At 40.4% G+C, this 24,919-nt stretch carries 17 protein-coding genes; 5 read left to right on the top strand and 12 right to left on the bottom strand.

The window, feature by feature from the left end:
- Positions 1-56: 56 nt before the first annotated feature.
- A complete protein-coding gene (locus KP803_RS09870; RefSeq protein WP_248008657.1) occupies positions 57-1,139 on the bottom strand; it encodes a site-2 protease family protein in 1,083 nt (360 codons plus the stop codon).
- 220 nt (positions 1,140-1,359) lie between these two features.
- Between KP803_RS09870 and KP803_RS09865 the strand changes: the two genes are divergently transcribed.
- Positions 1,360-1,917 carry a PhnA domain-containing protein gene (locus KP803_RS09865; RefSeq protein ID WP_248008656.1) on the top strand — a complete coding sequence of 186 codons (558 nt, stop codon included), beginning with the start codon at positions 1,360-1,362 and terminating at the stop codon, positions 1,915-1,917.
- Between the two features lie 156 nt (positions 1,918-2,073).
- Here the strand turns inward: KP803_RS09865 and KP803_RS09860 are convergent, their stop codons facing one another.
- Entirely contained in the window at positions 2,074-2,265 is a 192-nt protein-coding gene (locus tag KP803_RS09860; protein ID WP_248008655.1) for a hypothetical protein, read from the bottom strand.
- 438 nt (positions 2,266-2,703) lie between these two features.
- On the opposite strand from KP803_RS09860, the gene KP803_RS09855 reads away from it, so the two are divergent.
- Positions 2,704-3,405, top strand: a complete 702-nt coding sequence (locus KP803_RS09855) for a tRNA (adenine(22)-N(1))-methyltransferase (RefSeq protein WP_345791553.1) — start codon at positions 2,704-2,706, stop codon at positions 3,403-3,405.
- A gap of 140 nt (positions 3,406-3,545) precedes the next feature.
- Here the strand turns inward: KP803_RS09855 and ppsA are convergent, their stop codons facing one another.
- Entirely contained in the window at positions 3,546-5,918 is a 2,373-nt protein-coding gene (gene ppsA, locus KP803_RS09850) for a phosphoenolpyruvate synthase (protein WP_248008654.1), read from the bottom strand.
- Positions 5,919-6,095: 177 nt separating this feature from the next.
- On the opposite strand from ppsA, the gene ppsR reads away from it, so the two are divergent.
- Positions 6,096-6,929, top strand: coding sequence for a posphoenolpyruvate synthetase regulatory kinase/phosphorylase PpsR (gene ppsR, locus KP803_RS09845; protein WP_248008653.1), 834 nt, complete (start codon positions 6,096-6,098; stop codon positions 6,927-6,929).
- A gap of 197 nt (positions 6,930-7,126) precedes the next feature.
- On the opposite strand, the gene KP803_RS09840 is transcribed toward ppsR, so the two are convergent.
- The 9 genes from KP803_RS09840 to KP803_RS09800 all read right to left on the bottom strand — a co-directional run bounded on the left by KP803_RS09840 (position 7,127) and on the right by KP803_RS09800 (position 19,520).
- A complete protein-coding gene (locus KP803_RS09840; RefSeq protein ID WP_248008652.1) occupies positions 7,127-8,527 on the bottom strand; it encodes a transporter substrate-binding domain-containing diguanylate cyclase in 1,401 nt (466 codons plus the stop codon).
- 135 nt (positions 8,528-8,662) lie between these two features.
- On the bottom strand, positions 8,663-10,636 hold the full coding sequence (locus KP803_RS09835; protein WP_248008651.1) for an alkaline phosphatase D family protein: 1,974 nt from the start codon (positions 10,634-10,636) through the stop codon (positions 8,663-8,665).
- 148 nt (positions 10,637-10,784) lie between these two features.
- Positions 10,785-11,468, bottom strand: coding sequence for an SDR family oxidoreductase (locus tag KP803_RS09830; protein ID WP_248008650.1), 684 nt, complete (start codon positions 11,466-11,468; stop codon positions 10,785-10,787).
- Between the two features lie 725 nt (positions 11,469-12,193).
- Positions 12,194-14,692, bottom strand: a complete 2,499-nt coding sequence (locus tag KP803_RS09825; RefSeq protein ID WP_248008649.1) for a DUF4150 domain-containing protein — start codon at positions 14,690-14,692, stop codon at positions 12,194-12,196.
- Between the two features lie 146 nt (positions 14,693-14,838).
- Positions 14,839-15,630, bottom strand: a complete 792-nt coding sequence (gene icmH / locus KP803_RS09820) for a type IVB secretion system protein IcmH/DotU (RefSeq protein WP_248008648.1) — start codon at positions 15,628-15,630, stop codon at positions 14,839-14,841.
- Complete coding sequence (gene tssK / locus KP803_RS09815) at positions 15,627-16,952, bottom strand: type VI secretion system baseplate subunit TssK (RefSeq protein WP_248008647.1); 1,326 nt, start codon at positions 16,950-16,952, stop codon at positions 15,627-15,629. Before tssK ends, icmH begins: the two co-directional genes overlap by 4 nt.
- Positions 16,953-16,963: 11 nt before the next feature.
- Positions 16,964-17,464 (bottom strand): type VI secretion system lipoprotein TssJ, encoded by a 501-nt coding sequence (gene tssJ / locus KP803_RS09810; protein ID WP_248008646.1) that lies wholly within the window; start codon positions 17,462-17,464, stop codon positions 16,964-16,966.
- Complete coding sequence (locus KP803_RS09805) at positions 17,457-18,938, bottom strand: type VI secretion system-associated FHA domain protein (protein ID WP_248008645.1); 1,482 nt, start codon at positions 18,936-18,938, stop codon at positions 17,457-17,459. Before KP803_RS09805 ends, tssJ begins: the two co-directional genes overlap by 8 nt.
- 9 nt (positions 18,939-18,947) lie before the next feature.
- Entirely contained in the window at positions 18,948-19,520 is a 573-nt protein-coding gene (locus KP803_RS09800; RefSeq protein WP_248008760.1) for a hypothetical protein, read from the bottom strand.
- Between the two features lie 645 nt (positions 19,521-20,165).
- On the opposite strand from KP803_RS09800, the gene KP803_RS09795 reads away from it, so the two are divergent.
- Positions 20,166-21,491, top strand: a complete 1,326-nt coding sequence (locus KP803_RS09795) for a type VI secretion system ImpA family N-terminal domain-containing protein (RefSeq protein ID WP_248008644.1) — start codon at positions 20,166-20,168, stop codon at positions 21,489-21,491.
- 17 nt (positions 21,492-21,508) lie between these two features.
- Positions 21,509-24,907 carry a type VI secretion system membrane subunit TssM gene (gene tssM / locus KP803_RS09790; protein WP_248008643.1) on the top strand — a complete coding sequence of 1,133 codons (3,399 nt, stop codon included), beginning with the start codon at positions 21,509-21,511 and terminating at the stop codon, positions 24,905-24,907.
- Positions 24,908-24,919: the final 12 nt, after the last annotated feature.

The raw sequence follows: 24,919 nt of genomic DNA, 5'->3' as shown, positions 1-24,919 counted from the left end.
ATTTTAGTTTTTGAGAAACTATTGTTTTACATACTTACGTTTTATACACCTAAGTTCTACGTGCCTAGAATCTGTAAAGGCAGTTGAAGTAGCGCATCGCCAGTTGAAGCAAAGTACCATATGATTCCAATCAGTGAACTTACTAATCCGATATACCACACTGCCGAAACAACCTGACCATAACGATCAAGCGGTAATAGATGGCTATTATGACGCTGTTTCCATTCAAGAACGATTTCAACGGTTCCCATGATTAATAGAAACCCAAACAGTGTGAGACCTAACGAATAACTAAGTATCACACCACCAATTGCACCCGCTGCACACAACACAATTCCTGCAACGCTATTCATCGAGAAACTAATACTCTTCAAAACATGCCCGCCATCAAGCGGTAAAATAGGCAGTAGATTGAATAGATTTAAAAATGCATTAAATACCGCTAAGCCTGCAAAAAACATGTTGCCGGTTATTGTGTAAGCAATGAGTAAGATAATAGAGAGAATCAGGCCAAAAAATGGGCCCATTATTGATATAACAACATCTTGCCAACGTGTATTTATTTTCTCATCACTTAGCGCTAACCCACCTAAGAATGGGACGAGATAAATACCCTTTGTTTTCATGTTGAAGTACTTCATTGCTCTCACGTGGCCATATTCATGAAAAACAAGGCAAGCGATCAGTGCGAGAGCAAATTGAAAAGAGAACAACCAGGAATAAGCCGCAAGACTCGCTGACGCCAGCACGACTTTTATTAGTTTCGCACTTTTTAGTGCTTTCATACCTAAAGAAACAAGCCCAATAAGACTAAAGCGTCTTTCCGCTTTTGGTGGTGTAAACGGAACTTGTTGTTCTATGTCTTTTTGGTTTCTACTTCCCTGATCCAATGGTTGTTCATTTATTGATAGCGTGTAGTCAAGAGAGAATGGCTGCCATACTAAATCGACGATCAACTTACAATTAAGATTTATCTCACCATGCATCAACGTAAATTGATGCGTCATTTGATTATCTGAAGTACTAGAGGCATCGATCTGAGAAACTAGTGTGTTATCCCAGTATAACTGCTGCCATCCCGCCATAGAGCCTTCGAGGCGTAACGACTTACCCGCACATTCAATTGATAAGAGTTCCAATGCATTCCCTATTATAATGTTAAGTAACCGCACGATTATGACGTGCGATATGTCGTTGGTAAAGAGTAAACACAGGTGACGCGGTAACCTATATTTACTCTAAGCCAATATCGTCGCTAACCCCATGTCATTATTGGGCTAGTTGTACGAATCCCCTTTATTTTTTATGGATAAAGTGGATAATGTGCGCGTTATTTAAATTACTAAATGTGAGCCTATTATGTCTTCTGAAGCAACTATGCTAGAACGCTGTCAATCAAAGTGTGAACTGTGTGCAAGCGATTCACCGTTAACAGCCTACGCTGTACCGCCACACAGCCACGTAACAGTAGATCACGGCATCATGGTTTGTGATAAGTGTTTAGCCGAAATTGAAGACCCAAAAGATATCAACCACTGGCGTTGTCTAAATGACAGCATGTGGAGCCAAGAGCCACCAGTACAAGTGACGGCTTGGCGTCAGCTTACGCGCCTGAACTCTGAAACGTGGGCACAAGACCTACTCGACATGATGTATCTAGAAGAAGAAACATCGGTATGGGCACAAATCGGCATGTCTGCAGACGACAAACCTTTTGATGTGAATGGCGTAGAGCTCAAAAAAGGTGACGACGTAACAGTTATTAAGGATTTACCAGTAAAAGGGACGAATCAAGTTATTAAACAAGGCACAGTTATTCGCGGAATTAGTGTTGGTGACGATCCTAAGCTTGTTTCTGGTAAAACTAACGGCGGTCAATCAATGTATGTCATTGCTGAGTTTTGTCGTAAGAAGTAATCATAATAAAATGATGAATAGAAAGCGTCCAAGAGGCGCTTTTTTTGTGCCTGATTACCATCGATATACAGAACGACTAAGACATTGCCGACAAAAACAAAAAATGCAGCCATTAGGCTGCATTTTGGTATTCATAAGACACTTTAGATATTGGAGCTATCGCATCAAGCCTAAGTCTTTTTGCATATGATCTGACATGTCAGACGCATAATAAGTACTTGGTTGGCTGTTATCTACAAACAGAATATCTAATAAATGTGCAATCAATCCTTTGAAACTAACCGAGTAGGTTTTCTTATCCATAGAGTGTGGAACAGCGATTGTGTCTAGTGGCATAACTTGTGACATATTGGCCTCTCTATAATTCGAATAATTTTGTTTCGTTGGGGCTAATATAGTGTTTTTTTTAGTGATTAAATAATGACAAAAACTAGATTATAGGATTAGTTATTCTAATGAAACAACAATTTAACACAAGCTCGTTTTCTTTAGTCATCATTAGTGCATATAAATTCTCAATACCCCTATTTCGACCACATAAGTATATATTAATGGTTTTGATTGAGTGACTTGGTTAACAAATAAATTACACCTTATCTACCATTTATCATCTCGTAAACGGAGGTGTTTTCATATTTTGTATTAGAATATCTTTCCCTAAGCACGTTGTCGTTGTGGTACTTAACGATAATTTACACCATTCAATTTGTCGGCTGCTTAACGCGTTCTTTAGTTGTCCTTTAAAAGTCATTACAATAGTGTCGATTTTTATTTTGGGTAATTGGTGTGAAGATAAGTAAACGTCTAAAACAAGTGGATGAAATGGTCGAGCACGGATACGATCATATATGGGATTGTTGCTGTGACCATGGCCTATTAGGTGCTCAATTACTTTCTCGACACGCTGGTGAGCATATTCACTTTGTTGATATCGTCCCTGGGCTTATGGAACATGTAGAATCCAATTTGAATAAATACTATGCCCACTCCTCTACTCCTTGGTCTACACACTGTGTTGACGTTGCTGAGTTACCTCTAGAACAGCATACAGGTAGGCACCTCATTATTATTGCAGGAGTTGGTGGCGATCTTACCATTGAGTTCGTTAAAGCGATTTCTAATAAACATCCAAAGGAGTCGATCGACTTTCTACTTTGCCCAGTACATCATCACTATCGTGTTCGAAACCAGCTCCGCTCTATCGGATTTAGAACAATGAAAGAGGCGCTTATTGAAGAAAATAAACGTTTTTATGAAATTCAGCTGGTATCTGGCTCAACGCGGAATAACAGTTTTCCGCTTGTTTCGCCTGTTGGTATCGATATTTGGAAACCCCCTTCTAAATCACAGTATGAGATTGCAAGAAGATACCTCACTAAAACTCTTTCTCACTATAAGAGGATTTCAAAAGGCGATAATGAGGAAACACAGCCTATTGTCGATGCATACAGTAGTATAGAGGTTCAACTGCCACCAACAATAAGTTGAAACAACACATAAATGGCTGATATTTAAGATTTCTCTGAAACCCCTAAACAAAAAAAGCGCCACAAAGGCGCTTTTATTTGTTCTTCACGCACTACTGTTTAAATAAACAGTAGTGCGTGAAGAGTAATGCTTGGAATATTTTACTTAGCGTTCACGTTGCCAAGTTTAAGCCAGGTATCAATAACAGTATCTGGGTTTAACGATACTGAACTGATCCCTTGCTCCATTAACCACTTAGCGAGATCGTCGTGGTCAGAAGGCCCTTGCCCACAAATACCTACGTACTTACCTGCTTTAGTTGCTGCATCAATCGACATTTTAAGCATCGCTTTTACCGCAGGGTTACGCTCATCAAATAGATGGGCGACATCACCTGAATCACGATCAAGACCCAGCGTTAACTGCGTCATGTCGTTAGAGCCAATCGAGAAGCCATCAAAGTACTTTAAGAACTCTTCCGCGAGAATGGCGTTTGAAGGCAATTCACACATCATGATGACTTTCAGTCCTTGGTCGCCACGTTTAAGCTCAAACTTCGCTAATAGATCAATAACGGATGCCGCTTCGCTTGGCGTACGAACAAATGGAATCATGATCTCTACGTTCTTTAACCCCATTTCGTTACGAACACGCTTAATCGCTTGTGTTTCTAACTCAAAACAATCTTCAAAAACTGGTGAGATGTAACGCGATGCACCGCGGAAGCCAAGCATTGGATTTTCTTCGTGTGGCTCAAAGCTTTTGCCACCAACTAAGTTGCTATATTCATTCGATTTAAAGTCAGACATACGAACAATTACGCGCTTAGGCCAGAATGCCGCAGCAATCGTTGCAATACCTTCAGTCAATTTGCTGACGTAAAAGTCGATTGGATCTTTGTAACCACGAATACGCTGTTTGATTTCACTTTGAATCTCTTCACTCTGGCCATCAAAATTCAATAATGCTTTAGGGTGGATACCAATCATTTTGTTGATGATGAATTCTAAACGAGCGAGACCAACCCCTTCATTTGGCAGTTGAGCAAAGTCAAAGGCACGATCTGGGTTACCCACGTTCATCATGACTTTCGTTGGTAAAAGTGGAAGCTCGTCAACTGCGGAACGTTTAATTTCGAAATTAAGCTCACCTTGATAGACGTAACCCGTTTCACCTTCTGAACAAGAAACAGTGACAACGTCACCATCAGTAAGTGCACTCGTTGCTTCACCACAACCAACAATCGCTGGAATGCCTAACTCACGAGCGATGATCGCGGCATGGCAGGTACGCCCACCACGGTTAGTGACAATCGCAGAAGCTTTTTTCATCACAGGTTCCCAATCAGGGTCTGTCATATCTGTAACTAGGACATCACCATCTTGAACCAATGACATTTGATCAAGTGAATCCACCAAGCGAACTTTACCGCTGCCGATACGTTGTCCGATAGCGCGACCTTCAATAAGTACATCCGCTTTGTTATTTAGCTCGTAGCGCTCAATAACGTTCTTCTCAGATTGAGAACACACGGTTTCAGGGCGTGCTTGAACAATGTAAAGTTTGCCGTCGATACCATCTTTAGCCCACTCAATATCCATAGGACGTTCATAGTGCTTTTCGATGATCATCGCTTGTTTTGCTAATTCTTTAATCTCTTCATCGTTAAGCGAAAATTGTTCACGCTCTTTTGATGAAGTATCGATGATATCAACCTGCTTACCAATCTCCTGGTTGTCAGAATAGATCATCTTTATAAGCTTAGAACCGAAGGTTTTTTTAACGATTGGCGTTTGACCAGCTTCAAGCAGTGGCTTATGTACGTAGAATTCGTCAGGGTTAACCGCACCTTGAACGACCATCTCACCTAAGCCCCATGATGAGGTAATAAATACAACTTGGTCAAAACCAGACTCAGTATCAAGAGTAAACATCACGCCAGATGACGCTTTATCTGAACGAACCATGCGTTGAATACCTGCTGAAAGCGAGATTCCACGGTGATCAAAGCCTTGGTGAACACGGTATGAGATAGCACGGTCGTTAAACAGTGATGCGTAAACGTGTTTCGTTGCTTCTAAAACGGCATCAATGCCTTTCACATTCAAAAACGTTTCTTGTTGCCCTGCAAAAGAGGCATCAGGTAAGTCTTCTGCAGTCGCAGATGAACGTACAGCGACAGATAACTCTTCATTTCCGTCTATCAGTTCTTGATAATCATTACGAATGGCCTGTTCTAGATCCGCAGGGAACGGAGCTTTTAATACCCATTCACGAATCTGAGCACCGGTTTTACGTAGTGCGTCAACATCTTCTACATCAAGTTCGTCGAGAAGTTGATGTATCCGGTCATCGAGGCCTTCAAAATCTAAAAATTGGTTAAACGCGAAGGACGTTGTCGCAAATCCGTTGGGTACTGATACACCAGCGTTAGCTAGGTTAGAAACCATTTCGCCTAACGAGGCATTTTTACCGCCGACTTTGTCGACATCGTTCATGGACAGGCCATTAAACCAGAGGGTGTTCTTATGCATGAATTTCTCCGAATGCATTGCAGCTTTTTAATGTAGGGGGAGGCAAACGATTACGCATAAGCAAAAAAAATTTAGATTAATTTTTAAAGCTGTGGGGCACGTAACTGAATACCAGGTTTTGTTATCGTTATTATGGTGTGAATCATACTCAACATTATTTGATAGCTTAAACAATATATGCAGATCAATACCGAAAGTCGTGATGTATTCTATGTTTCTGACGGAACCGCCATCACTTGTGAAACACTTGGGCACGTTTTACTTGGTCAATTCTCATTTTCAGCGAACGAAAAAACCTTTCCCTTTGTAGAAAGCTTAGACAAAGTTGAAGACCTTGTACGTGAAATAGAAAATAGCTTTACGCGAACAGGGGAAAAACCACTGGTCTTTTTTTCTATCGTGTTACCAGACATTCGCCAAGTTCTAGTGAAGAGTTCGGCGCACTGCTATGACGTTTTAGAAGATCTCGTCAAAAAGATGCAAAACGACCTCCAAATGGAGCCACAGCCAAAGCTTCAACGCTCTCGTAGTGTTAAGCGTGATTCTGACACCTACTTTGATCGTATCGCTGCAATTGAATATACCCTCGCCCACGATGATGGCATTACGCTAAAAGGCATTGAGAAAGCGGATATTGTTCTGCTAGGCGTCTCACGTAGCGGAAAAACACCGACAAGTTTATATATGGCGATGCAGTTTGGGCTAAGGGTTGTTAACTACCCCTTCATCGATGATGACATTAAGGCGATGCGATTATTACCTGAGTTTGAAATCCACCGTCATAAACTCTTCGGTTTAACCATAGACGCACAAAGGCTGACTGAGATTAGGGAAAACCGATTATCAGGAAGCGACTATGCGAGTGATGAGCAATGCCGTTTAGAATTAGCATCGGTTGAAGCGTTATTTAGACGTGAAGCGATTCCCTACATCAACACCTCTTCTTTGTCGGTTGAAGAGATCTCGACACGAATTTTAGAGAAAGCAGGGTTGAAGAGACGTTTGGTTTAGTTCATCCATACTACTCACATCATGCCCTAGTCTTTTCTAAATCAATTAGAGCATGATGTTTTGGTTAAACTACAAACGTTTATCGCAGACAGCTCCACGCCGATAACAACCACGAAGATTGATAAGATAACAGTGAGTACTTGATCATATCGGAATGAGTAAATTATGATAGTAACAACCCTAATAAATTGAAAATATTAGACTTTTTCAACCACTACCCGATTTTTACCCTGTTTCTTTGCTCTATACATTAAATGATCGGCTTTCACTATATCAATGTTACCCGAACACTCTTCATAAAATGCACAGCCGACACTAATAGAAAGCTGGTTTAGGTAGCCTTCTGATCGATTCCCTTGATGGACTTTTCGACAAACTCTCTGGGCAAGATCTTTGGCTGCTTCAAAGTCCAGATCGAGTGCTACTATCGCGAACTCTTCGCCACCAATGCGTGAGAAATGCATCGTAGAATTTAGCTCTGTTTTAACTACTTGTGCGACAAAGCGTATGACTTCGTCTCCGATAGTGTGTCCATAAGTGTCATTAACGTTTTTAAAATTATCGATATCAAAGATCATGACAGATATCGTGTGACCATCTTTTTCCAAGCTCTCGATGTAGTCAGTAAAGTGACGACGGTTACTGATGCCAGTGAGAACGTCCGTTAAAGAAAGCTTCATCAACCTTTGATTCGTGTCCTCTAGATGCTTTGTACGTGAGATCATATGGCGTCGAAATATAGCAATAAAGAATAGAATCATTGCTGTAACGACGACTACAACTAACCAGAGAGTTTGCGTGGGATATACGGTTTCAATATACATCCACTTTTGGAGAATTCCCTTACGGTTTTCATCTGTAAGATTGGTAAATCCACTAATTACTTGATTTCTTAGAGACTCGTTACCCTTTTTAACCGCTGGGTATAAATCACCTGAATAGAGATATTGTACTGGCACGAAGCTCAAAGGTTCTTTCGATGAATAGAGATAAAAATTGGACGTTAGCAAGTCACTAACAAAGGCAGTCACCCTACCTGAGTTGGCGGCTATTAAAAGCTCTTTAGTGGTGGAGTAGACAAGAATATTGGCTTTAGGAAACTCTTTACGGGCGAAGTACTCTTCATACCCGCCTTTTACAGCGCCGATTGCGTCTGCTACTTCGCCATTGAGTAGGGGAGAAATATCATTGCCGACATCTTTTTGATGGTAGTAAAGCTGCGTTTCAATCTCAAACAGTGGCTCCGCAAAATCTAAGAACTCTTCACGAGGCTCAGACCATAATAGCCCGCCATGTACATCTGCTCTACCATCCTTTATCGCTTCCAGTGAGTCATTCCAGTCGACGAGGACAAATTCAACCTCAACATCATTGAGTTCGGCATACTCATTCCAGAAATCAATGAGTATTCCTTCTGGCTCCCCACTGTTATTGATAAAAGAATATGGTTTCCACGCTTTCGAGTTAGCGACTCGCAATACCGACTCACTTCCTGCATTAATTGGCGCTGTGTAAATCATGACAATAATCAATATGATAGCTAGAGTAAATCCTATGCCTACCCTAAAACTGAGTTGTCGACCATGATTTAGCTTCATGACTAGACCTTATTCAACAATATACCGAACGATATCTTAAGTGGAGGTAATTGATAGATAAGTTACTATATACAACTGATTTATCGCATTAAACACTCATTTTGATATCGACACCTTGTTCATGAGTCTAGTAAATTATTGCAATTTTTCCACCTCAGGAAACGTCACAACGTCACCTTTAGCGAGCGTAATTTGAATTTTAGTCGGTTTACCCGTTTTATCTAAATACACTTCTCCAATTGAGCTTTGATTGATCAATCGGCGTTCTCCATCAAAGTTAGGGTCCCGTTTGTATATTTTTAAATTCTTACGCTTGGTAAACAGGTTGAGTGGTGAGCGAGGGCTATAGAGTGCTCTATCCAATACATCACATATTTTTAAAAGTGGATCCGGAAATTCATTCTTAATTCCACTCGACGTGATTTGATAAATATTCGGGCTGCTCTTACTAAAACGAAGACGAATATCGTAAGCAAATGAGTAATGTACATCGCCAGATAGAATGACAAAGTTAGTCGGCGTCTTTGAGTGGGTAAAGATACTAAGTAGTGTATTCGCCGAACCTGGGTGTGCCATCCAGTTTTCAGCGTCAATCAGTAGCGGTTGTCCAAGAATCGTCATCCCTCTTTGCAGCATTTCAATAAACTTAACGCCAAATATCGGTGCTGGAGAAACTATGATGACAGCAGGCTCATGCAGTAACGACTGCTGTAATTCAGATAACGCCTCCCAATCCATGAGCCCAGAGGGTTTATTTAATTTTGATTCAGAGCGCCAACGTCTTGTTCGAGTATCTAACACGATAACCTTTGGCGTGGTCTCAATGGTGTAATGCCACTGTTCAAATTTATACAAACGTGAAATCAGCGCATCATGTTGGTTTGTGTTGTTATTGTCAAAGACGCTTCTAACACTGCTTATAAAGGCATTATCAAATTGACTTGGTGTATTCCCCCACCCTTGGAAGATCCAATAACCGATAAGCGCGTTACCAATTATTCGATTCGAAAAAGGATGTTGATAGGCTGCTTGTTCCCAGCCTCGGGTTAAGTTCCAATCGTCAGTCACATCATGATCATCAAAAATCATATAGGTAGGTATATGCGCCATTAGTCGGCGTACATTAGATAACCCCACTACAAAGGTTTCGATTTCAGGGAACTCTTCATGCCATAGCTTTTGCCATTTAGGCGCGAGTTCTTTATTCGCATGGACAAAGCCATTTTGCTCAAGCGCCGTGTTGTCGACAAATCGCCATAGAGTCGGAGACCACACCAATAAATACATAGCGACAAATTCAGCTAAAGAAATCAGATGGTTACCTGATTCTCTTGAGCTAAAAACTGGGGACTTACGGGTCAGCCAATTTTTTAGCCAAACATGGCGTTCAATGGCGCCTTCGCCTCCATCTAAATAGTGAGGTAAAATCTTGTCGCGCTCGTAAAAGTTACTCTCATGCTGATAGAGTTCAGATGCCGACGCTATCGGGGCATCGATAAATGTTTCATCTCTTAGCCCTAAAAGAGCGATGACTTGTTGAATGGCGTCTAGCATTGAGCCAGCAACATGATCCGCATAGATTTGATCACCACTCATCATCAGCATAGACGGACGTTCTTCTATCGCTAAGTTAGATACCTTATTATCTGCGGCAACAAGACTATCTTTGCTTGGGTAATGCGGGTTTCGACATGAACCATGCATGACATAATCGGCACGGGATTTTATCTCAAACTGAACTCTATTTTCTGATTCATACAAAATGTCAGACACAAGTTCCGTTAAGTTACCTTCTTTGGTTATTAGATCGTATTCCAAAGGGGTGTCAGTTGGAAAGTCTCCAGTAATATTAAGTAAGTAAGCCCATGCACGATCTCCTAGTTGAACGTATTCGCCCGTCTCAAGGCCAATCGAATAAATAGATTGATCTTCACCCGACAAATAGAGAGCAAACTGACCTTCAAGCGGTTTCGATGTCGCTAGCCAAAGGGTTATTTCTGACCCTGTACACTTTCTTAGAATTGGCCCAGATAGTATGGTGGGTAACGTAAATGAATGTTCGTTACTCTGGGCATTGGCTGGACGATCGGCTTTTGATTTGTCTGACATTTGTAACTTAACTTCCCTTTAAAACTCTCTTCGACATTATTACAAATTAATAAAAAATGCTAACTGCGAGTGATACAATTACACTATGGAATGAATAAACATTACTGGAGTGGTTGTCACTTGTGATCCACCCCAGTTACGAGTTGCTTTATTCTAGTTCGACAGGCGGTCTAAACGTAAGCTCGTGAACAACCGCATCTTTTGGATTGCTAAGCAGCTGCGTAATCATAGTCGCCACACTTTCTGGCTTCATGTATTGGGGACGCTCTTGATCTCGAAATTCTGTATTCGTTCCACCTGGATAAGCAGCGGTGACTTTAATACCATGTGGCTGCGCTTCTTTCATGAGCACGTTATTGAGCCCAGCAAAGCCTTGCTTCATGGCGGTGTAAATGCCCATGATTTCATTGCTACGCTTCGCGACTGTACTAACCACATTGATGATATATCCGTGCTTATTTTGCACCATATCTTTCATCGTTTCACGACATAAAATGTACGGCGCGCGAAGGTTGACTGCATACTGCTTTTCAAACTCTTCGAGATCAGTATCGACAATCGCGCACTTACGAGAGTTCATACCTGCATTGTTAATCAATACATCAATATTGCCTAACGCAGCTTTAGCTAATTGGTATAGCTCAACTGTTTTTTCTGGGTTACTCAAATCACAAGTCACGCCTTCACAGCCTGTTTCGTCTTTTAAAGAGTTGAGCTGTGTTTCATCACGGCCAGTTGCAAACACGCGATAGCCTTTTTGGCAAAGATCTTTCACCAACGCCCTTCCAATTCCTTTCGTTGCACCTGTTATTAGTATTGTTTTGTAAGTCATGTAGTATCCCATCGGTCAGCAAATATGATTCGCTATTGTAGCGTTACCCCCTTTTATAACACGTACGCTGTAAACCTAATATGAACAAACATCACAGAGGCCTCGCACGTTATAAAAAGGATTCACAGTTAACGCACAAATAGGTTAATCCTTAAGCTAGGCAAGTATAGTTAGAGGGTGTTTAGTTTAGCTCTAGTCAATAAAGTAAGATCAAAAAAGGACTAGCAATGCTAACCCTATAATTGAATACTTATCTTTGTTCTACATAACTGTTGGATTTCTTAGAGATTTAATCATACCTACTGATTATATCCTTTAAGCCTTAACTCTTTTCCAAATAGAAAATACTTTCATTAGCTAAACACCGAAGTGTTTTGATATAAGAACTGAAACTACAAACATAATAACAGAGTAAAACCACATAGAATTTAACAACATTATTAGTTTGAATTTCCAAGAATTAGTCGTTGCTCTTTTCTTAATAAAAGGAAATGCGATACAGTAATCGAGAAAACGAGAGCTTATCGCATACGGAGACATATGGAATGGGTTGGAGTGCAAAGTTTTGATGTCTTTAGCCAATTGTTCATCCAAAAAAAGAATGTGTTTGCTGTCCCCTAGCGAGGCTCTGATAGCTAGAATCAAAGGAGGAACAAACCAAATCACCGCATATAATCCAGAGATTGTTCTAAAAAGCACAAGAAATTGTATAGTTAGTTCACTCATTATTCAAATACCTCAGAAATAGGCTCTAACAAGTACTCATGCACGATATCACCAAATATTTTACCGCCTGTCGCGCCAACAGTTCCACCAATTGCTCCCCCTACTACAACTCCTGTAATTGTTGCGATAGCAATAACGGGAGCTGATGCTGCAGCTCCAACTACACCTACTGCAAGCGCCACCCCGGCTACTGCCCCCTTAGATCCCCCCCAAATACCAAAGCCAAAGCCAGCAATTTCTCTAGTAGTTGTTTTACCACAGTTGCCACTTCCGTCAATGTTGCATGCTTCATAAATATTTTTCATACCACTAGCTGCACCTAACGTAATCCCAACGTATCCGACTTGTCGTGAAGTTGTGATTCCAAGTGCCACATTTGCCATTCTTTTACCTAAGTTCGGAACAAAACCCTTGGCAATTATCTGATCTGCGTTATGAATTACTGATTTAGTTGATAGTTTCAAATTGCGCTTGACCTGTTTATAAGCTGGTATTTTAATGCTCTTTTTAGAAAGAGCTGAAAATGAACCATCTAATTTTTTCAATAGCAATGTTCGCTTTTGAAAGAAAGCGTTGTAATTGACATACCCTACGCTTTGTCGCTTGCTAACATGACTTACATATAAGTCGTTTATTTCTTTTAAAATATTATTAATATTAGTTAAATGGTGAATTGTCCCAGAGGCAGCGGCTCCGACCCCTATTGAAGCATAAGAGTAATAATCGTTTGGCAATCCATTATCTTTATATACATCGATTGCGTTATTAGCTAAATGGTCGAATAACTCAAAGAAATTATTAGCTGTTGCGACTTCATCATCAGTAAGCTTCGCAAGCTCAATACTTGCAGCCAATGCTTCTTCTTGTAACTCAATTAGTTCTTTTACTTCTTTCGCACTTCTAGGCTCTACAGTCAGCAATATGACAATCTCGCCTTGTCGAACTGGATCGTTTAGATGTGAGTTTGTTTCTTTAACAAGAGCCTGTTGCTTCGCTGAAGTATCATCAGTAAAAAGTTCTGCCCATAGCGAATCTAAAGGTCGGGTAACTTCATTTTGCATCCAACCAAGATGGAAAGCTAATGGCTCTTCTACATCTAAAGTTTTTTTGGTATTCACAGGCAACTGAACTTCATAGACTTCTGCAGATGTTGTGGCATTAACCTGTTTCACGACCATAACGCTTGAGCTTTCATTAATGAATATACTGCTCTTAACTTTTAGCAACGTTATAATCTCATCGGTGTATTCTGGTAACTTTCTTGTCCATTGCTGAATCGTATCAATATGAGCAGGGTACACCTCGCCGGAAAGATAGCCGTAGTTAAGTTGGTCAGCGTACAACTGCATAGAAGACAAACGCTCTTTTATTTTTTCAAGCCATCCACTTATCCAAGTATTTAATACATGCTTCATCGAATCCCAGTCATAGTTACTTAAGTACTCTATTGGGTTACCTTTCCCGTGGAGGCGCATGAAAGCGAAGTAATCATCTGCGGTATGTTCTTCAGAAAGGAATAACAACGATGCTAATAACTCTCCTTCATTTAGTACATGTGGTAAGGCTTCATACATAAATGCTAGAAGCTCAATAGAATCAGGTTCTTCTAGGCAATTTATTAACGCCGAAGATAGTTCAGATATACTAAATGACGGATGGCGATACTCTAAGTACGATTGTGTTTCTAATAACACCAGCTCTTCAAAATCGTTACTTGAAGATAAAGAAGGTGACATCACTCCCCAAACTGGTGCATCGTGAGACATTTTTTTAGGAAGCCAGAATGGCTGCTTTTCCTTTGATGCAAGTTCAAAAAAACTTAGTTCATCAATGACACGACAATGTACGTTAGCTTGTCTTTGAGTTCGTATTATATAATCGTCATCAGATTCATAGACTTTAATAAACAGAGCACCACTTGGTAAACCAGCAACTTCTCCAACTCCCGTATCGTTTATACGACCTGAAGAGATGATGCCTTCATCCTCGTCGAGAACATCAAAATTCGAGTTTTTTAACAACTCACCATCAGGATAATGACATGATATTGAGACAGTAAACGTCCCTACTTGGTCTTCAGTCACAACCACTGATGGATTCTGAACTCCACCCAAACACATCGTATTGGCGTCGTTCATTGTCATTTGATCTGAAAGTCGGCATACCCCAAGCCCTTCAATCTTAACAGTCGGTGATGATGATATGAATTCAGCCTCACCTTGAATAGTTCCAGAGCTTACGCCTTTTTTATCTCCACCTTCATCACCAGTACTGGTTGAGAAAGTTGAGCCATGAATCGCAATAGAGTTTCCTCCATCTGCCGTAACAGTAGTTGTTCCCCCTGCAAGATCTGAAGACTTTGCGCTGTTTTGGTAGGAGATATCAACCGTCGATTTACCAACCGAGGTTTTGCACACGTCAGGAAGTGTCGCATTGGCTTCACCTCCAGAACCTTGGTGAACGACACTCAGGCCATTCGCACATACTGTTACACTCATAGCTCATCCAATTTGAGAGTAAAAAGACATGATAATAGAAAACACTGTTAACTATCTATCTGATTTAATAGCCAAAATGGCATTAGACACTGTTATACTCACTGTCATTGCTTTTTTGGGCACAGTGTCACTGTATTGCGCTTTTTTTACTGGTAATTCGTCAGTAATTGTTGGAATTGAAGATCTATAATTAAATAGGTCGCTCCGTACATTGCAGCGAAAATAACGGCGCTAATACCGAGAATTAATTTAGGGGGAATGACTTTCTTTAATGGATTTTTTAGATATTTGGCTTTGAGATTTACGAGGGATAACTTCTCTTGTTCTGCGAGTCTTTCATCCCTAACGAGTCGATAAACAGTATTGCCAATCTCAGTCAGTTTCTCGTTTCCGCGTTCTTCTCGTCCATATCGGCCTTGGAACCCCATTTGAAGCAATAGATAAAGAAACTCAATCACATAACGGTATTTTCTTGGATCGGCTTTCAGCCTTTCTAATATGGTAAAAAATTTATCACCACCAGATGTTTCATTGTGAAACTCAGAGAGTAAACTGTTCTGTGCCCAGTGACTGTTTGCCCCCCACTCTTGACGACATACTGACTCGTCAATTGCCGCACATAAGCAGTAGCGAATGACCAATATCGACGCTCTATCGACTTCCATTTCCCCTAGCTTACGTTCGCCTTTACGAATTTCTCTCGCAACTTGCTCTCGGAATGGCGCAGGATCATCAAGCCAAGGGATAGAGGACATACACGATAAACTTGCTATTAACCAAGTAAACTGGTCAACAAGTGGGTTAACGCCCATGCTCTCGATAGTTAACTCTTGAACGGCAATGTTACGTGAGAGATCGGGCGCGGGCATCACCTCCATTGGTTTACCCGGCTCTGGCTGAAATAGAACGACTGTTACATCATTTTCGGCATAACTCATAATCTAACGGCCCATAACTGTAGAGATAGATTCACGAAGTCACCTGCCACATGTATAGCAATAGCAGCCGTGTTTGATAAAGCGGCCCACTCTTCACACGACTTATCCAGTTCGAAATAGGTGTAACCAGCATGATAAGGCAGTGCTCTAGGCACAACTGGCATTGGTTTTATTTCTATACCGGGTAGTTGAAGATTGATCAGGTCACGAATGTTATCAATCGAACCAATCTTCGTTTGGCTAACGAACTGAGTATGCAGCACATCGAGGGTAACATCGGCTTTAACAGCCAAAATGAATGTTGTTTTATCGATAATGCTTGCATCAGGTATCGCTGCTGTACTGATGCCAAAACTCTGTTCTTTCAGTGTTAAAGGAATCGCTCGCTGCTCAGACATAACACTTAACGTCATTTTCGTGCTATCAAGAGTTTGGGTTAGGCATTCCGTTAAATTGCCATGGTTGTATTTTACAAACTCTTTAGGACGTCGTTCAGAAGTACAAAGCGTTGCAAGCTCGCCTTCAGCTTGAAGCAAAACCCGATACAGCTCTTCCGGGTGAACCCCTTCAACACTCGCGAAATGCCAGAAAAGAGGCTCATAGCGATTGAGTGTTTGTAGCAACATAAAATCAGAAACAGTTGACACTCCTTGCTGATCCACAACACCTAAACGTTGGACAATCGATTCAGCTCTATGCTTTAACATTGCCGCAAATTCAGTTGTAAATTTACTCAGTAAATCAGAAGCGTGAATATCAATGCATGTAGGAATGAAATCATCATCCAGTATTACACTACCATCTGGCTTTACTTCCAAAATCTTTAAGATTGGAATCGATGTGTAGGCACTCTTATCTTCGTGGTCAAACATTAAGCTAAAGTTAAGTTTTCCCACGACAATACTCGCCATGTCTTCGCTATCGTAACAAGCATCAACCGCTTCTTCTTGGCTTATAGAGTAGCGAGCACCGTCTTTATCGGTACCAAACACTTCTGAGCGCTTAGAAGGTAAAGGACAGCAAAGGTAAACGACCTTATCTGCATAGGAAGGATCGATATCTCTTATTTCAGGCAAGTCTGACAGAAGTGGCAGTTCAAAAGGTGTTCTATCACGCAATATTCCTTTGACACTCGTCACTCCGATCTTTCCAAGCGATAGAAGCTCAGTATTAATTTCTAATCGCTTTATTCCCCAATAAAGCGGGGAAGCATTAGAAATTAGCATGCTCCCTTGCTTACTTTGGGCGCGGTCAAGTTGTTGAAAGTGTTGAGGCTTCATGAACATACCATCTTGCCATACAACAGGGTTATATAAAGACATACTGCTATCCCTTAAAAATACGTTTGTTCAATGCCACGTGTATTGTTGGTGCTAAGCTCACTACCTTCTAGCGTCAGCCTTAAGAAGTACTCACTTTTCTCCTCAATCACTTCAACTTTTCTCCACGAAGAGCCATTAATATCTCGAAATGCCACCGAAAAACCTAATGCTCTCGTCGCTGGGTCTAACTCAATATATTGATGAACTTCATCGCCAGGCTGAAGTTGAAATTCATAGCGCTTTAAATATTCATCGCCTAATGAGTCTTTATCATTTTCGAATAATGCGAAAAAGTCTAAGTTACGAAATAAGACTGGGGAACTAAGCTCATGTACGCGAAGGATCACAGGCGAGGATTGCCCTCCTTCTCTTACATTAAGATTCGAAGACGCTTCAATGACTAACTCAATCGATGACGTTTGAGGCGTTAGGCCGGTAGACTCTTTAAATTGGTCCCACATGGCACAACCACTTAGACTTAAAGCTGCCACTAGAATAAGTACATTACGCATGCTCACCCTTTAATAATTCGTTATAACTATGTTTAATTTTATCTTTGACCGAATCTTTATGAATCTCACGACTATTACTGAGGTATTGCTCGTTATATGCACTCCACAGTTTTCCTTTCGTTATAAAACGGGAATTTTTCTCCATTTCTAAAGCGAAATTTTGTGGATTTTGACTTTGAACCTGATTTTTAAACACATCGTTAAGTGCATGGTCTAAATGAGCTTTATGCTCATCCAATTCATCTAACATTTGTTCAACGAGTTCATTTGGTGAGAGTAGATCTTCACTGTTCAATGCAAACATCAGTTCTGCGAAATCTGTGTTTTGTGCTGTTTCTTGTGAATCTTCTTTAAGGCTTTCAACTTCGTGTAGATCATTTTGAAGTTTATTAATACATAATCGAAGGCACTGGCCCATCTGCTTAAATAGTGTTTCGTCCACTGACCCAATGTTGTTTGAATTAACCCCTAAGCCTTGCAAAAATGCATGGCTCTTGCCACATGCAATAGCTCCATCACTAGAGTATTTCGGAGCTGATGCTATTGAGTTATTTGAACCTTGGTTAGTCAGCTCTTTCGTGACCGGTTGAGCTTTGTGGTTCGTCTCAAAAGAACGTGTCACCTCTTCCCAATGCTCTAGTTTCTGCTCAGTAACGTTCTTATCGGTTATTACTTGTGGACGATTATTAGCAACCGGTGGCTGAGTAACCACCTCACTCTCAATGGTTTGTTTTTCAATAATCTGTTTATTTACTATGTTGGAATCATTCCGATCTTTTGGGGCCGAAGGTGATGAATCCTGTTTTTCATTATCTGACGCTAGCCAGTTCTCTGGGATCATATTCGGTAAGTCGATACCAGATTGGATACTGAGGCTGTCATCAACAACTTGTCTTCTACTTTCAACGGACGTAACACGAGATTCCTTTTGCTCATCCCTAATTAAAGCGTCGTCATTATTCTGCATACTAAAGTTCAAATGCGTTACAGGATCGCTGCTATCAACCTGATCTTTTTTAGTTTCCAGAAAAAGGTCCTCAAGAGCGCCAACAGCGGTTGCTTTCTCTTGAGCGATATCACTAAGATTTGATAAAGGGTCATTGGAACTTCGTTCTGGAGCAATATCGATGGCAATATCTGACTGCACTTCTGTTTGTTCAAATGTGGCTGAAATTTCATACTGACCTAAAGTGATCGTATCGCCATCAAATAGTGATACAGGTTGATTCTTTAGTGTCTTTTCACCATTAACCAATGTTCCGTTAGTACTAACATCACTGATATAAAAGCTATCACCGTAAACGCTTATGAGACAATGTGTCCCAGAAATGAACCGATTCAGGTCAGCAAGGGGGACGGTACAACCAAGGTTCCTGCCAATAGAACCTCCGGTTTCTGGCATCTCAATATGTTTTGACCCCGTATATTCTTCAGGACACTTGGTTATGAGCAAAACCAACTGATTGCTTTTCATATTTAGCCTTTAAAATAGCAATGAGATAGAGAGTTCAACCCCACCTAATCCATCGTTGTAGACGGGTAAGATGTAGGATATTTGTGGGATTATCTGTAAATGAGCGTTGGGATTACTGCCGATTTTTATGACACTACCAGCAGTGGCGACAAGGCCGACTTCGAATTGGCTGATATCGTCCAGCTGTAAACCATATTTATACCCTTCATCGTCAACTTCCCAACGATTACTGTATTGTGTATAACCTGCAGAAAGTCCGGCGCCAACATAGGGAGTGAAGATTGACCATTCTGTAAGGGCGTATTGAGGGACTAATCGAAACTCGTAATTGGTCACCTCTTCATAAACTCCATTAGCGGGCGCTTCTACTGTGTCGTCTAGATAATTAAATCCAAACCACCATCGCCAGCGATTATTGTTCTTATCAATGGGTCTAGTATGAACAAACCCATAGCGTAAGATGTCCTCCTCACCACTTGAACCTTCAGCATAATCGACACTATCAATGCTAAGCATTCCTACAGAACCACCATATCGAAGTCCTTTCGAGTGAACGGGTGCAGATAATAGGCAAATAAGCATAGCTATATTTATATAACCAAACTTGGACATAATACTTCCTCGGTGAAATGAATCCTTTTCAACGTTAGGAAGATACCGAACTATTATCCATTTACAACATCCAAATAATAACTTTGGTTAAATAATGCATTATGCCTACACACAAGCTCACATTAACCATCAATATAGTTTTTATGCGTTATTACATTAATTAAGTCTTAATATTTATTCTCATTAACCATGTAATAAAACGTTTCATTAACATTAAAAGTGTAGGACTCCTTCAAGTTCATATTATTCACCAAGAGAATAATTACGACACACCCAATCAACATCTAAATAAAACACCACTTCACATATAAAATACAAATACTTAAGCGGCCATTCATATGATTACAATAAGTACTACCATGGCTAAAACGAGTAAATTTCAGTTCTTACTGATAGAACTATAAAGTTATATCTTAACTAATATGTCGTTAATTAGTGTGAAATTTTGACTTCCACCCCAAAAAGTCAATTAATAAGGTAAAAACGTGCATATGCTATTTCTTTGCTGACGATTAATTATAGAATCCAAAACATAGCTATCCTATCTCTTATTTATATCGATCCTATAAAACCATCGATTAATGATATTATTAATAATTAGTGGAACTGACATTCATGTATTTTTCAGATTTTACAAGGCGACCGGTAGACGAACAAAAACCATGTGGTACTTCGCCAAATAGCTTAGATGAATTTGAAGAAATAAAGCGTCAAATTAATAATATCAGCAAGGTTACAGGGCGTGTTTCCTGGAAAAAAGTGCAACAACTATCTAAGTCAATTCTCATCGGACAAAGTAAAGACTTCAGATGCAGTTGCTATTACACCGTGGCGGCAGCGCACAACGAAGGGTTAAAAGGGTTTGTTGAAGGGCTCAATTCCATTTTAGATCTCTGTGTTGTTTATTGGTTTAACGCCTACCCTGAGCATTCTCGGAAAAATGCGCGTACCAACGCAATTGAATGGATGGTCGAACATTCAGAAAAACGAATTAAAAAGTTTACCGTTGGCGAAGGTGATCTCCCACTCATTGAAGCGGGTCACCAGATTTGCCTTCGTATAGAAGAAGAAATGAGGCTTCATTACGGATCCAAAGCGCCGGCTTTAGGTTCTATTCGTCGAGTTTTCGGTATTTGGATAGAACAGATAAGAGAAGAAACAGCTCGAAAAGAAAGCCTAATTAAAGAGACGTTGAAGCCACAAATCAACCCCGAACAACAAGTCTTACCCCCCTCTATTAACGTAGAAGTCATGCCACCTAAAATTACAAAGTCCAAAAGCGAACCGAAAAGTAAGGCTAACGTTGGCATTAATCCAACCCTTTGGAAAAGCATGATTGCAGGATGTGTCTTCTGTTGTCTTGCTATTATCTACATCAGTATTGACCATTTTGAAACGATCAAACTAGAACAACGTATTCATGGCGCTACCATCAGTCAGTTGGCCGAGATATCATCAGAGCTAAAAAACGCCCCACTAAAAAGTAGAAAAATAGCAAAACACCCGCTTATCAGCCGATTTGATCAGGCTTTATTAGTTTGGAATGAGCGAACAGACCTAATACTAAAGTCAGATAAGCTTGCTGACGTCGCAAGTAATCTCGAGCACTTATACCCCGATTCATCGTCCGTTAATTTACTGAGTCAAAAGTTTACTAAACAACAACATCAACTCGAGACTGACTATCAAAACCTGAACAGACGCTTTTCTCAAGCTCGTACGGTATTCGCTAACGTAAATAATAACGACAACAGTTCAGATGCAGAGGAAGCATATCGATACAGTAACTCGTTGTTCCCTTTACTAGGCAGAATAGATTACGCAGAAAAAGTAAGCGATCTTAACGAGCTACAAAGATCCCGAGATTTAATAAACATCTATTTGTACAAAATCACACAAATTCAGAATGACATGGATGCGCAAGCTTCCACAATACAATAACGAGTTATTACAGGCTTATGTTTAATACAAAATTTTTTAGAAATCCTATATTTCTATCAACCTTATTTGCAGTAATTACGATATCAATACTTTTCTCAATTCAATTCTTCTGGTTTAAAGAAGGGAGTAAGTTATATCTTTGGATTGGTATGGCTCTGGTCTCCTTCGCCTATTTATTGTTTTTGGCTTCTCTTTGGTATAAGAAAAGAAAGTATTCAAAACTTCAGCATATCGAAACTGAGAGTGAAGCGCTATCGACGGTCATTCGACCGCTTTTGTATGAAGCAGGCAATCGCCCTATTTACCTTTTGATCGGTAATAAATCGGCTGGAAAATCTCAGTTTCTGACGCATTCCAATGCGATTAAACCTAGGGATAAAAGTAACACCATTAAAAATGATTTTTTTGAATGGTACGAGTCCGACTCTGCTATTTACATTAAGCCAGATCATCGACTTGTTTTCCAAGAAGTTTCAAGTGCAGACTCAAGCTTATGGGAAAGTTTCATTAACGAAATCATTCGCCATCGGCCTAGAAGACCATTTTCAGGTTGCCTTCTTTTCGTCGATTTTGAGTTTCTTATTATCCATGAAAAAGAACAGGTTGATTATACCGTCAATGCTCTCGTTGATAGGCTTATTTCTATTGGTCAAAAGACAGCCGCCGCGTTACCAGTCTATTTAATGATGACGAAACTCGATAAACTTGAAGGCTTTCGGGAATATGTGCAATTTAGTCCGCTTAAATCGAATCTGGAATTTTTATCTATCCCTTTAAAAGACGCTAAAGGGGCAGTAGCCAATTATTGTACCGATAGTTATCAGAATCTTGTAAAAGTGATGGAGTCTAACGCGCTCGACGCTTCCTCTCATTCAAACCATGTTAATGAAAAGCAAGCTATATTGTCTTTCCCAAAACAGTTTGAACTGTGTCAAAACGAAGTATGTGCGCTAATTTCCCGCCTGAACGAAGCCAATCAAGGACTCTACTCTTTAGATCTCCGAGAGGTCTTCTTTACATCGAATCTGCAAGGCGGTCGCAAGTACAACTTATTAGCGAAGAGCTGTAGTAACTACTTCAATTTGCCTATCATTGCATCTGAGCATACACACCTCACAGAAACGCCCTATTTCACGCGTTTTCTGATGGAGTCTCAAATACTGCCAGAAGCTGATTTTGCAGGGGAGAACAAAACCTATTTAAAGCTTATCCAAAGGCGCAGCCGCTTGGCAATGGCGTTTTCAGTCAGCATTTTACTTGGGGGGGGGGATTTATTGGTCACTGCGTTAGATAGTAACCTAAAAGTCATCGATCAGTTAGTTAGTGTCGAAGATGCCAATCACCAGACAAATATAGCGACTTCGTTCGACAATCAACTGCTAGACGTCAGTAATCGTATTCGCCCTGTTTACAATGCATGGATTGACGGCAATATCGCGTTAGACGCAGAGATCGCGTCACTAAACGTAAGCAAACTAGAACCGACGACTAAACTCGCGTATCAAGCATTAATTTCGAAAATTAGCCAAGAGCTTATGCCTGTTATTGAGCGCGGGTATCGTATTCAACTTACCCAGCACCAGGAGAATCTAAATAAGACCCTACCATTATTGAAGGGTTATTTGATGCTTAAAGAGCCTTCAAAAAGGGAAATCACTTTCCTACGAAAGCAAACCTATTCAGCATTAAATAGTTTGAGCTCACAACCGCATGTTGTTGACTCTGTTATTGAGTATCTTGATGCATATTTTCGAACGTCTTTTGAGCCAGTTGAGATTAGTATGGATTTAGTAAGAGCAACAAGGCGTTCGTTACTCGCTAATTCTAATGTTGACCTGGTTTATAGCCAGTTGTTACAACAAGCGAACGATATTGACCTAGGCACGCTTAACCTACAACGTGCAGTTGGTTTTGATTTCAATACTATCTTTAACGATAATTTTGAATCGAAACGTTTAGAGATAGGAAACGTTTATACGTCTACTGGATTTAGTACCTTCTACCGCCCTAATGTTGATCTTTTATCAACACAAGTGATTTCAGATAACTGGGTACTAGGTCTCTCTAACCATGTTATTCCAACGAAAGCGGAAGAAGAGTCTTTTAAAGAAGAAGTACGTAAAAAATATACCGATGACTACATCAATTATTGGCGAAATACACTTGGCGAGTTAAAGGTAAAACAATACAACAATATCGCTGAATTAACGAACGCTATCGATCTCATTTCTGGTCCGGCTTCACCTATGACAACGATTTTAAGACAAGTCTATGTCAACACCCATTTCTCGCCTGATGCTAATAAAGGGTCGCTTTTAGCCAACATTTCACCAGCAGCATCCGGCGCGGTCGATGCGATTTCAGGGCTAGCAGAAGAAGTGATTAAGCCAGACTACTTATTCATGCAGCGAGTGGAGCAAGCCTTTAGACATTTGAATCATCTTCAGGTAAATGAAACGTCTAATACTCCAACACCGTGGGAAGAAATCATTACTGCTCTGAATCGCTTAAGAACCTACATGAAAGACATTTCGGATGCACCAGACTCTCAAATGGCAGCTCTTACTGCTGCCAAAGCGAGAATGAACAGTTCAGAATCTGACCCTATAATTCGATTAAAACAGATTGCTCAGAAATCTCCAGAGCCAGTGCGCAGTTGGTTGCTCGATATTGTTAACCAAAGCTGGTCAGTGATGATCGCCGAGTCTTCAAAAGGCATTCAAACTCAATGGTATAGCGAGATCTACAGTAAGTTTAGAGAGGTAGGTTTAAACCGCTACCCTTTCCAGTTGGATGCTAAGGATGAAATATCACTTGAAGACTTTGAACTTCTATTTGCATCAGGTGGGCTGTTAGATAATTTCATTCAAGAAAACTTCGCACCCTTCTATGATACGAACCTTTGGACACCAAGACGCGTCGATGGCGAAATTTTAGACCTGTCACCAGAAGTTCTGGTACAACTTCGAAACTATAACGTTATTAAAGACACTTTAATTAGTAAAAGTACCAATCGCTTTTACATCCCATTCAGCGCAAATGTGCTTGATCTTGATTCTAGTGCCATTCGAGCGTCTGTTCAGGTAGCGGATGCACGTATTGATTACTATCACGGTCCTAGTCGTATACAAGAACTACAGTGGCCACCGCAGAGTGGTGACTTCAATGTGGCGATTACGATCCAAGACGTAACCGATGAAGGTAAGCAACACGTATTAAATAAATCAGGCCAATGGGCCGTTTATAGATTGCTAGGGAAATCGACATTAACGAATACTCACAATGGCAGTTTCACCAGTGATATTACCGTGTCTGGCCGTGATCTTAGTTTACGAATTACACCATTAACCCAAAGAAACCCTTTTACTTTGGGTGAGTTATTTAATTTTACAATTCCAGAATCTATTAGCTTATAAACACTATACCAA

Origin of the sequence: Vibrio amylolyticus (genome assembly GCF_023145695.1) — a bacterium.
In the GTDB taxonomy this organism is placed as follows: domain Bacteria; phylum Pseudomonadota; class Gammaproteobacteria; order Enterobacterales; family Vibrionaceae; genus Vibrio; species Vibrio amylolyticus.
The sequence above is the reverse complement of the archived record's forward strand: the minus strand, read 5'-3'. Positions and strand labels throughout refer to the sequence as shown.